The following is an 11084-nucleotide window of genomic DNA, read 5'->3' on the forward strand; positions in this document are numbered from 1 at the left end:
GTCGAACCAATGGATATGAGCATAAAATAAATGGTGAAGACAGAAGGTGGATTTATTGAGCGAGAAAGAGCTGAAAATACTCTATTTTACGACTGATCAAACCAATTGGGTCAAAGAAAACTGGGAATATTTCAAATACGAATTAAGGAGAACACCCCATGTACGAGTTAAGTTTGTCCGAGAAGGAGGAGCGATAGAGGATATTTTTGATCGAATTGGGTTTATTCCGGATTTCATCTATTTTAACGATATTAAAAAGACGAAGACGATTGAAGTAACCGGGTTGGATCAAGTTTCAATTCCCAAAGGTGTCTTAACTGTTGATCTGCAAAACGGTGTGGATTTTTTCAGGACATTCGTGAATGAAAATAAAATCGATTTGATTTTCAGCGTATATCGAGATGCATTTTTTCGCTTTTTTCCTGAGTTCGTACAAAAATTCGTTTGGCTTCCGCATCACATCTATACTCCTGTATTTAAAGATTACAAGTTACCTAAAAAAAACGACTACTTGTTGATGGGCGCGATCAATAGCAGATTATATCCATTGCGATACAAAATATTGCGCACTATGAAACGAACCAAGGGGTTTGTCTATCATGAGCATCCTGGTTATAAGTATTTTAGCGAGGAAGAAAGGAAAAAAGCATTCATCGGCAAAAATTTTGCCAGAGAGATCAACCAGTCGAAAATTTTTTTCACGGACGATTGTATATTCCACTATCCGGTAGCGAAGTATTACGAAGCGGCCGCATGTAACACGCTTGTTGTAGGCTCCGGATCGCGTGAATTGAATGATTTGGGGTTCATACATCGAAAGACATATGTAGAGGTTGATAATAGTAATTTCAAAGAAAGAGCGATGTATTATTTGAATCGCGAGAGAAGAAGGAAACAAATTGGAAGTTGCGGTTATCAGATGGTACGGGACAATCACACGACGCCAATTCGAGTTCAACAATTCGTAGATTGCATTAGAAGGTACTTAGGATGGAAAAGCAAGCTTGATCAGCATTCAGATCAGCCGAAATGGATGAGACTATATAATGAATGATTCCCTCTGTTATAAAGAGAATGAAATGAGATGAAAAAACACCTTTTGGTATATGACTATGAAAGCTGGGTTCTCGGTTATCGGGCTCGAATCATCCAGAGATACCACTCGGATTTACAAATCATTTCGATAAAAGATATGAAACAGCTCATTGAGAAAGACGGGGCTTCCAGGATCAATCGGACATACAGGATCATCTCATCTATGGGCCTGGAAATGGCATCCGAACTGCTAAAGAGGGATATCAGGGTCGATTCCTCCCAAGTTGGAGGTTACAATTTTTTCTCGGACAATAAAGATACCTATCGAGAATGGTGCGATCAACCGGCTATTAATAAAGACTATGTAAAAAATGTAATCGGGCGCATTGGTAGATTGGGGGCTTTTAATCTCAAGTTGGTCGAAGTTTTAAGAAAAATAAGTCCCAACCAAGACATTCGATATATACGCCCCTTCGTAGAAACAGAAATCTTCAAGCCTACTAAGAAGCAACACCTTGAACGGAATGAGCCATTTACAATTGGCTGGGTCGGTAATCAGGAAAGAAGGGTGAAAAACTACAATACGCTATATGTCCCGATTGTTGAAGCGTATAAGAATAACCCAAATCTCTTATTTATCGAATCGACTAAAGGGCAAAGAGATTTAAAGGAAATGCCTGATTTTTATAATAAGCTAGATCTGCTCCTAGTTACTTCAGCCAACGAGGGAGCACCGAATCCTGCATTAGAGGCGTACTCCTGTGGAGTGCCCGTGCTATCCACAAATGTCGGATATGTGAAGACAATTGTTCATGAGCAGGCAAGATCTCTCATTCTGGACACGGATAAGCCTAAGAAATTTATTAAAAAGATCGATGATCTGGTAAACAATAGAGATGCTTACTTAGAGATCAAAAAGGGTTGTAGGGGCAACGCTTGCGACAATTGGTCGGTAGACAAGGCGATGAGTGAATGGTTAAATATTTTATTTAACATCAAGGGAGGATAGAGATGGAAGTCAAAAAACTAACTAGTGGAGAGTTAATGGACCGCATCATTCAGGCACTGGATGAGAAAACTCCCTTATCTGTTATTTCCATAGGATCTACGGAGAGTTATGTCATGTCTCAGTACACCGTGATGTCGGAGAAACAATTCATGCAGCATAAGGAAGCGATCGTAACGAATAGCGGGGTAATGAAAAGGGGATTTAAGTTTCCGAACGTAAAGCTTCGAGATGAGATGGTAGAGGCCACAAAGAAGGCGGATATTATCGGATATAATATAAGTCTTCTTGATATATATGCTGGAAAAATGGTGCCTAAAGTGTTTCGGACGTACGATATACAGCCCCAATTTATTTTCGAATCCTTAGTACGTAGAGTGATTCCTTTTAATCAAAAAGTGAAATTCAAACAAATGCTAAGAAATCGGAGAACCGTCCTGATCGGGAGTAATGCACCTGATGTTAAGCAGGCTTTAGAACGTAGATGGGGAAAGAGGTTTCCATTTAAGATTGTTGCGAGCATTCCTATGCGCTCCTATGACGAAATGGAAGAGGTCAAGAAGAGTCTTGATGCCATTCCATTTGATTTGGCCTTAATCTCAGCAGGCGTTAATGCGGTCATTCTTGCCCCATACATTGCGAAGCATTACGGGAAAGTTGCATTTGACCTCGGACAAGGTATGAATTCATTAATAACAAAACAAGTTCAGCAAACAGGTTTCGTCCAGAAAATAGGCTTACAGAACTTAATGGAAATGTAAGGATAATATACACATTTAGTTAAAATAACACTCTTGTCCATATCGCCTTATTATGTAACGGCATACTTTACATGTAAGTATGAAACGATGAGGTGAAAGTGGATTATGGGGCATAAGGTAGGCATTATAGGCTTAGGCTATGTAGGTTTACCGTTAGCATTTACATTTCTTCAAAGAGGCTACAGCGTTATCGGGGTAGATCTTGACGAGAGTAAAATACGAGCACTAAGCAACGGGCAAAGCTATCTTCCGGATATTTCTGATGAAACCCTATTTAGCTACGTAGTTCAGAAACAGCTTATCGTCACAGCAGATTACGCGAGTTTATCCGAAGTGGAAGCCGTTATTATATGTGTTCCTACTCCGTTAACCCCCTTGCATACCCCTGATTTATCCTATTTGGTGCAAGTGGGCTCTGCCTTAAGTAAACACCTTAAGCAAGATCAGCTTATTGTGTTGGAGAGCTCGACCTATCCGGGTACAACAAGAGAAGTATTGCAGCCGCTACTAGAGAAAAGTGGGTTGAAAATCGGCATAGACTATTATTTGGCTTATTCACCTGAGCGTATTGATCCTGGTAGGTCGGATTACACCCTCGAGACAATACCCAAAATCATTAGCGGAATAACGAATCGTTGCGCGGATAAAGTATTCGGATTGTATTCTACGGTATTTGCAGAAGTGGTTCTCGTTTCTTCTCCAGAAGCTGCCGAAATGGCGAAATTACTCGAGAACTCCTATCGTTTCGTAAACATTTCCTTTATCAACGAGTTTGCCATGCTCTGCGATAAGATGAAGATTGATGTCTGGGAAGTGATCGATGCTGCCAAAACAAAGCCTTATGGGTTCAAAGCATTTTATCCTGGGCCAGGGATCGGAGGGCACTGCATTCCCGTCGATCCGTTGTATTTGCAATGGAGCGCGAATCTTCTTGGATCAAATAGTAAGTTTATAGACTACGCCCATTCCATAAATATATCGATGCCTAACTATATCGTTGGTCGTATTAAAGCTAGCATGGGGGTCAGTGCTCTTGTAGGAATGACAATTCTCGTGATAGGAGTATCCTATAAGAGAAATATAAACGACACACGCGAATCAAGTGCTTTGAGTCTTATGAAGATAGTTATACAGGAAGGCGCCCATCTGTCCTATTCTGACCCGCTTGTACCCGAAGTTACAGTTAACGGAGAAACATTGATGAGCTTAGAGTTAAATGAGCAGAACTTATCGGAAGCTGACTGTGTCGTCATCGTTACGGACCACTCTGAACTGCCGATTCAGCTTATCCTGGACCATTCAAAGCTGGTGTATGACACGCGGAATATAACCCATGGATTAAGTGGGAAAGCTCGAATTATACGTTTAGGTACAGGGATATGAGGTTGGAGTAACTTTTTCAAAGACTGATCCGATTTGGAATAGCTGAATAGCTTAAGAAAAACACCTTTCTTATGAGATAGGTGTTTGTTTTTACTATCAGAAATGAGTAGTTTCCCGTTTATTTCCACCCTCAGGTACGAATGCCGTTACAGTTAATCAACCCATACATAGTATGAGCGTAGTAGTCTTCTTAATACTTACTAGGCAGGTGAGGAACATACTGAAACGAAGTCATGTAGCCTCCAGAAATAGGGGAAAAAGTAGAAAATCGTTGCCAGTAAGAAAAAAGCCGATGTATAAAAATCGAATGCTTAGAAAGTTACGGCTTAGAAGGTCGATTACGCCCTTAGCAGGTAACTCAAGCAATTGGAGTAATAAGGCTTTTGCTGCGGGTTGTCTTGCTGCATCTGAGGGTGCTGCACCATTCGGAGAAGAGAGGGCAAGATCAGATGAAGTGGTGCCGCATCACAAGGTAAATGCGCACTGGAGTCATTGGTACCATTCCGTTAAAGGTTTGCCTTGGCATGCTTATCACCAGACCGCTTCCAAGTTTATGGAAGGATATTTCCTGAAAAGCGGAGAGTATTACGGGAAATGGTTGCTCGTTCCAACAGTCCGAAGGGTTGCGGCAATCGTAACGGTGATGAATGAAAGAGACACCATTTCAAGCGTGCTTGAACAGCTTCATCGGTTGCCTCTCCATGAAATCATCTTTATTGTGAACGGTTCTACGGATGAAAGCTTTGAAGTGATCAGGAATCAATCCCAAGCAACGATTGTCCATTATCACCATGCTCTTGGCCACGATGTCGGCAGAGCGGTTGGGGCTAAGCTGGCAGAATCTGAAATTTTGCTTTTTCTTGACGGTGATTTTGTCGTGTTTGCCGAGCAGCTCGTGCCTTTCATTAATGCCATACAGCAAGGAATGGATATTGCCTTAAATAACATCACTCCTTACGTCGGCCCTTTCTCTAGTAGAGATTACGTGACAACCATCAAGGAGTTCGTAAACCGCTCCATGGCCAGAGCTGAGCTCGGCGCTAATTCGCTCACAGCGATTCCACATGCGATGAGCAAGCAGGCCGCAGAACTCATCGGGTATCCCAATTTGGCAGTTCCCCCAAAAGCACAAGTTATCGCACTAGAGAAGGGGTTGAAGGTAGGATCGCCGAGCAGTGTGGATGTTATTACTAGAAACCGGGTCCGGGCACGCAATGTCGGTCAGAACAATGCCGTATCTAATATGATCCTCGGCGATCATATCGAAGCTTTAAGAACGGCATTGGACTTGAAAGGACCTCGGTTGTCGTTCCCAGACCACAATAGACGCAGGCAACTCACTTAGCTTGCGGAAGGTGGACGAGATGAAGAAAACAAGTATTATTATCCCAACTTATAATGGGAGAGAGCTACTTAAGGATTGCATTTATTCGATAAGAATGCATACCGAAGAGCCCTATGAAATCATTGTGGTCGATAATGGCTCGAATGATGGCACCCTCGATATTTGTAGGCAGGAACGGATCACCTTTATTTCTCTGGCAGGCAATATCGGATTTCCGGCTGCTTGCAATCAGGGACTGAAAATTGCTTCCGGTGATACGCTTTTATTGTTAAATAACGATGTTATAGTGACTAAAAACTGGCTGAAAAATATGCTGTCATGCCTTTACAGTGCAGAGAACATTGGCATTGTAGGACCACTTACTAATTATGCAAGCGGAAGACAGCTGATCGATATCCCCTATACGAATTTAGAAGATATGTCCCAAAAATTAAACGATCCTGATTCTGGAAAATGGATGGCGATTGATCGGATTGTTGGACTGTGTTTTCTATTTAAACGCGAGCTCATGGATAGAATCGGATTGCTCGACGAACGGTTCTCTCCCGGTCATTTTGAAGATGATGATTACTGTTTTCGGGCTAGAATCGCAGGTTATCAATTAAGAATTGCGGGAGACGTTTTTGTTTTTCATCATGGCAATGCTAGCTTCAATCAACAAGACGGTAATACGGTTAAACAACTGATCGAGAACAATCGGAATAAGTTTATAGACAAATGGGGTTTTGATCCGACCATCTATGTTTAGGGGCAAACCAATGATAATAACAGAAGGACAGATCGCGGGTTATCAACAAGGACATAGTGATGGATATCGGATTGGTTTTTGTGATTCTTTTCAACGTGGGTTGCCTCATACGGAGAGACCCATTAAGGATATCCACATTCTGTATGTGACTGCGGGCATCGGTGTTCCGTATCCAGCGCTGGATCAGGCTGTGATCGATGCATTAGGAGATCTAGTTCGAGAGATATCGGTAGCAATGCCTTCAGAAGATGTGGTTGCCATTGCTAGAAGGGTTCAACCGGATCTCATACTCGCTCTTAATGGAGTGGTGCTTCCAGCTGAGATAGTTGAACAATTGAGACATAACGGATTTATAACGGCAATCTGGTTTACCGACGACCCTTATTATACGGATTGGACCACTTCGATTGCGCCCCGATATGATTACGTATTTACTCTTGAACTGAATTGTCTGCCTTTCTATCGGGAGTTAGGCTGTCGGCAAGTTTATTATCTTCCATTCGGTGTCAATCCCAAAGCATTCCACCCCAAACATGTACCTACCTCCTATCAATCGGACATCTGTTTTATTGGCACAGCATTCTGGAATCGAGTCGAGTTGATTGACCGCCTAACTCCTATTCTGAAGGATAAGAGAGTGGTTATCGCAGGATGGTGGTGGGATCGGCTACAAAACTATTCTCAGCTATCAGACAAAATCAAGCTTGGAGACTGGATGACCCCAGAGGATACAGCCTGCTACTATAATGGCGCAAAAATTGTTATTAATCTCCACCGTTCTTTCGATGATGAAACCATAAATGTAAATAGTAAAAAAATTGCAGCCCATTCCGTCAATCCGCGAACGTTCGAAATTTCCGGCTGCGCGACGCTTCAGTTGTCTGATGTCCGACAGGATATGGGAAATTATTATTCACCTGAAAAGGAAATCGGCACATATGGATCACATGAGGAACTGAAGGATAAGATCGATTACTATTTGCGAAATGAGGAAGAGAGACGAAAGGTTGCATTGAGCGGATTTATGAGAACGAGAAAGGAACATACCTATCATAATAGGCTTAGCCAAATGTTGAGTATCATTTTTCCTTAGCAATTCAGTCTAAAATGGACGACTGTTCCGTTTCCGTAAAAGTTGTTAGGAATATTATATTTGTGAGCAAGATGGGGTGATAACCATTCGACAGCGTTTAGGGAAAATAAAAAAGAGATCAGCAACAAATCGTACTCGAAGGCGAGAATCCAAAAGAGGAAGGATTACACTCAAAAAGTTTCAAGGCCAAACCACATGCACGCAAAAATTGTTAGAGCAAGCAGCAATTTCATTCAATCAAGGCTTTGATGCTGGCTATGATGATGCATGGCTGAAGTCGATGCAATCCGCAACGGGTGAAGTACCTAAAAAAAGTAACGATAAAGGTTATTTGAATGGGGTCTATGACGGAGGTGACGGGATCGTAGACACGATCCTGCCCGAGCTAGATATTCTTCCTGATATTTCTGTACAGCAGATTATTCTCGCTGGATTGGAGCAAATGCGCCCTCAGATGCATAAGCTCCTGAGCGCTACGGAAATAAGCGAACAATTAATACATGCTATGAATACGAGAACTCCGCTGTCGATAGTTCGCTTGGGTGATGGAGAATTACTGACGTTGGCACAGGAAGTCGTCATGAATGGGGACACTTTACGTAAAGAAGGGCACTTCTTGGATTATGCTGGAGTTCATTTGCCCGATCTATTTGCCAGAGATCAGCTCGTTCAAGCGATAAGAAAAGCGGATATTGTGGGCATACCCAAATTAAGATTGCCAAACTTTCAACCACTGGCCTTTACCACATTTAGGGCTCATGGCATTGATTTTAGACAACTGCGATTGACCTTATCAACGATCAACTACGCCATATACTCAGAAGGTCTTTTTCGAAGTATTCTGGCAAACCGCCGTGTCTTATTAGTCGGTAACTCGTCACCCGAACTTGCACCGGTGCTGTCCAACAGTGGTATTCATGTGGCGGGCACGGTTTCCCCTGTGAATGGTATACCTGATATCCAGAGAGTGATGGGTGAAATATCGGCGCACGATTTCGATATTGCTCTTGTGGGAGCGGGTGTCCCTGCAGTGATCATCGTACAGCGTATTGCTTCCGAGCTTGGCAAGGTTGCGATCGACTTCGGGCATTTGGCAGATTCATTTGTGAACGGGGAAGCCACCTTATCCGGCTAATCCAAAATCAGCTTATCGGAGGTGTGATTTATGATCATACGTAAAAAAAGAAAATCCGTGTTGACTAGAGGCAAGGCGATAAAAGGGAGAAAACCGTTAAGAAAAAGAGGGTTGAAAAGAACAATAAAAACATGGCCTAGAAGAGGCAGGAAACGGTCGAGAAGTGTTGTTGGAATAACGGATCCAGTTCAACATTCCGCCTCTTACAACAAAGCATACGATGAGGGTTTCGATTCAGCTTACAACGAAGGGTTTGACGTCGGTTATCACGAGGGTATGGAGGCTGGCCATCAAGAAGCATCCAAGGGAGAATGATACAAGATGGCTCTGAAGAAAAAACAAAGATCAAGGAAAGGCAGGAAAGTGCGTCCTGTTCTCGTGAGTACGGAAGCTTACAAACAGGGGCATATCGAAGGCTTTCAGCGGGGAAAAGAAGACGGCTTTGTACATGGCCGATCCATCGCTATAAAAATGCTGGAAGGCGTCTCAGCCAATAGAGTTGCTAAATCCGAACATTCTACGATGGATGTTCTTGTCATTACTGCAGGCATCATTCCCTCGCTTGAGATTGGAGTTATTCAACCTTTAAGTGCTCTTAATCATCACGAGAATATCCAGTACGATGTGAAATTGGAACATGAGGTTAACAAAGAAATGATTGCAGCGGCTAAGACGATCGTGTTTGTACGTAATGTCGAGCCTGCAGCTTATACCCTACTGGAGTGGGCGCAGGAGCTAGGAAAGCGCACCGTTTATGTGATCGATGACAATTTCTTGGAGATTCAGCCTACAACGCCGGTTGGTCTATACTACGCTGATCCTGTACTCAGAGAAACGTTTATAAAGTTTTTGAAAAATGCCCACATCGTGAAAGTGGACGCTCAGGATCTCGGCGCCTATATTCATGAAAAATTCAACAGCAACGTTGTTTATTTCCCGGCCAGCGTCGATTTTCAATGGCTTGACGAACAAGAGAGGCGTGACAGGGAAGCGGAGCAAATCGTAATCGGCTATGAAGGCGGCGCTAAAGAGGAGGATTTTGCTCCTGTTATTCCGGCACTGAAGAAGATTCTCGATTACTATGGTGGGTTTGTAAGGTTAGAGTTCTATGGTTATATTCCCGACTCTCTGATTAGCCACCCTAGCGTTAGTTATGAAGAGGGAGGCATGGAATACAAAAGCTTCATCCAAAAACTTAATGTTTGTAACTGGGATATCGGGCTAGCACCGCTAGGCGATAATCTATTCAATAAGGGCAAGACGAATAACAAAATGCGTGAATACGGAGCTTGCCGGATTCCTGGGATCTATTCCAACTCGCCTGTATATACTCCATGGGTGACTCATGGTGAAACCGGATATCTCGTTCCCCATACGGAGGAAGGCTGGTTTGAAGGAATCAAGGAAATGATTGAGAATCCGTCGATGCGGCTTGGTATTAGGGGAAATGCGGAAATAGCGGCAAGACACCACTTCTCGTTGAACACCTGCATGGAAAACTGGAAGAAATATATATTGGAAGCATAGGCTGGGGGTGAGAGCGGGCAATGGGTAAAAGAGGGGATATAAACGTACTCATCATCGGTTCAGAAAAAATCGCATCGTATAAAATCGGTATAGAGCAGCCTCTTCGTCATCTGGAAGAAGCCGGAGTGTGTCGGTTTAGCATCAGATCTGAAGAAGAAGTGGAAATAGCGAGGCTTGCTGCTGCGGATGTCGTTATCTTTTTTCGCACAGTTAATCCCGAAGCTTATAGATGGTTTGAACTAGCACGTGAGATGGGCAAGAGGACGGTATATGTGATCGATGATCATTTTATGGCCATGTCACCTGCTACGGATATGGGCAGGTACTACCATGAATCGGTCAAAAGAAAAACGTATGTCAAATTTCTAAGAAATGTTCATATCGTAAAGGTCGCTTCTAGTCATTTTGCTAATCATCTAGAGACACATTTTAATCCGAACAAAGTGGTATATTTCCCTGGGAGCGTCGACTTTTCCATGTTTTCCAAGTTGGAAAAAGATAAAAGGAATGAAGATAAAATCGTCATCGGCTATGAAGGCGGGAAGAAGCAAGCTGCCTTTGAGCCGGTGATTAAGGCACTTAGGGGAATTATTCGAACCTATGGAGACAAAATCAGAATCGAGTTTTACGGTTATATCCCGGAAGGGCTCGAGGGGAAACCGCAAGTGTCGTTTAATCAACATGATGCAGATTATAGAAGCTTTATGAAACGACTTTATCGGTCAAAGTGGGATATCGGCTTGGCCCCTCTGGAGCACACACTATTGCATGATTGCAAAACGAATAATAAGTTTCGTGAGTATGCCGCCTGCCGGATTCCGGGTATCTATTCTACATCACCGGCATACAAGGAGTGGATCAAGAGTCATGAAAACGGGATACTTGCCTCTGAGTCGAGGGAGGATTGGTATGAGGCCATGGTGGAACTGATTGAACAACCAGAACTACGGAACAAAATCATGGATAATGCAGAAAGAACAGCAAAGGAAAACTTCTCGGTAGAGACTTGTGCTGATCGTTGGCGTACACAGATTCTAATGTCTGAATAGGA

11 protein-coding genes are annotated in these 11084 nt (G+C 42.9%); all 11 read left to right on the plus strand.

What is annotated here, in order from left to right; genetic code table 11:
- Positions 1-55: 55 nt before the first annotated feature.
- The 11 genes from M1K58_RS16255 (at position 56) to M1K58_RS16305 (ending at position 11082) form a co-directional block, all read left to right on the plus strand.
- The gene (locus tag M1K58_RS16255) at positions 56-1054 is read left to right on the plus strand and encodes a glycosyltransferase (RefSeq protein ID WP_256759904.1); all 999 of its coding nucleotides are present in this window, start codon (positions 56-58) and stop codon (positions 1052-1054) included.
- Between the two features lie 30 nt (positions 1055-1084).
- Positions 1085-2044: a glycosyltransferase family 4 protein gene (locus M1K58_RS16260; protein WP_256759905.1), complete on the plus strand. Its 960-nt coding sequence runs from the start codon at positions 1085-1087 to the stop codon at positions 2042-2044.
- Between the two features lie 2 nt (positions 2045-2046).
- A complete protein-coding gene (locus M1K58_RS16265; RefSeq protein WP_256759906.1) occupies positions 2047-2802 on the plus strand; it encodes a GT-D fold domain-containing glycosyltransferase in 756 nt (251 codons plus the stop codon).
- 105 nt (positions 2803-2907) lie between these two features.
- A complete protein-coding gene (locus M1K58_RS16270) occupies positions 2908-4185 on the plus strand; it encodes a nucleotide sugar dehydrogenase (RefSeq protein ID WP_256759907.1) in 1278 nt (425 codons plus the stop codon).
- A 292-nt stretch (positions 4186-4477) separates the two neighbouring features.
- Positions 4478-5530 (plus strand): glycosyltransferase family 2 protein, encoded by a 1053-nt coding sequence (locus M1K58_RS16275; protein WP_256759908.1) that lies wholly within the window; start codon positions 4478-4480, stop codon positions 5528-5530.
- Between the two features lie 19 nt (positions 5531-5549).
- Entirely contained in the window at positions 5550-6278 is a 729-nt protein-coding gene (locus M1K58_RS16280; RefSeq protein ID WP_256759909.1) for a glycosyltransferase family 2 protein, read from the plus strand.
- A gap of 10 nt (positions 6279-6288) precedes the next feature.
- Positions 6289-7371 (plus strand): CgeB family protein, encoded by a 1083-nt coding sequence (locus M1K58_RS16285; RefSeq protein ID WP_256759910.1) that lies wholly within the window; start codon positions 6289-6291, stop codon positions 7369-7371.
- A 76-nt stretch (positions 7372-7447) separates the two neighbouring features.
- Positions 7448-8506 (plus strand): GT-D fold domain-containing protein, encoded by a 1059-nt coding sequence (locus M1K58_RS16290; protein WP_256759911.1) that lies wholly within the window; start codon positions 7448-7450, stop codon positions 8504-8506.
- 30 nt (positions 8507-8536) lie between these two features.
- Positions 8537-8821: a FliH/SctL family protein gene (locus M1K58_RS16295; RefSeq protein ID WP_256759912.1), complete on the plus strand. Its 285-nt coding sequence runs from the start codon at positions 8537-8539 to the stop codon at positions 8819-8821.
- Positions 8822-8827: 6 nt separating this feature from the next.
- Entirely contained in the window at positions 8828-10033 is a 1206-nt protein-coding gene (locus M1K58_RS16300) for a glycosyltransferase family protein (RefSeq protein ID WP_256759913.1), read from the plus strand.
- A 20-nt stretch (positions 10034-10053) separates the two neighbouring features.
- Entirely contained in the window at positions 10054-11082 is a 1029-nt protein-coding gene (locus M1K58_RS16305; protein WP_256759914.1) for a glycosyltransferase family protein, read from the plus strand.
- The last annotated feature ends 2 nt before the right edge of the window (positions 11083-11084 follow it).

The organism is Cohnella sp. WQ 127256 (assembly GCF_024519285.1).
GTDB lineage: Bacteria > Bacillota > Bacilli > Paenibacillales > Paenibacillaceae > Cohnella.

Bases quoted from the DNA above. Each gene is read 5' to 3' on its own strand.
- M1K58_RS16260 (WP_256759905.1), top strand. From the start codon at position 1,085: ATGAAAAAACACCTTTTGGTATATGACTATGAAAGCTGGGTTCTCGGT.
- M1K58_RS16265 (WP_256759906.1), top strand. From the start codon at position 2,047: ATGGAAGTCAAAAAACTAACTAGTGGAGAGTTAATGGACCGCATCATT.
- M1K58_RS16270 (WP_256759907.1), top strand. From the start codon at position 2,908: ATGGGGCATAAGGTAGGCATTATAGGCTTAGGCTATGTAGGTTTACCG.
- M1K58_RS16275 (WP_256759908.1), top strand. From the start codon at position 4,478: ATGTATAAAAATCGAATGCTTAGAAAGTTACGGCTTAGAAGGTCGATT.
- M1K58_RS16280 (WP_256759909.1), top strand. From the start codon at position 5,550: ATGAAGAAAACAAGTATTATTATCCCAACTTATAATGGGAGAGAGCTA.
- M1K58_RS16285 (WP_256759910.1), top strand. From the start codon at position 6,289: ATGATAATAACAGAAGGACAGATCGCGGGTTATCAACAAGGACATAGT.
- M1K58_RS16295 (WP_256759912.1), top strand. From the start codon at position 8,537: ATGATCATACGTAAAAAAAGAAAATCCGTGTTGACTAGAGGCAAGGCG.
- M1K58_RS16300 (WP_256759913.1), top strand. From the start codon at position 8,828: ATGGCTCTGAAGAAAAAACAAAGATCAAGGAAAGGCAGGAAAGTGCGT.
- M1K58_RS16305 (WP_256759914.1), top strand. From the start codon at position 10,054: ATGGGTAAAAGAGGGGATATAAACGTACTCATCATCGGTTCAGAAAAA.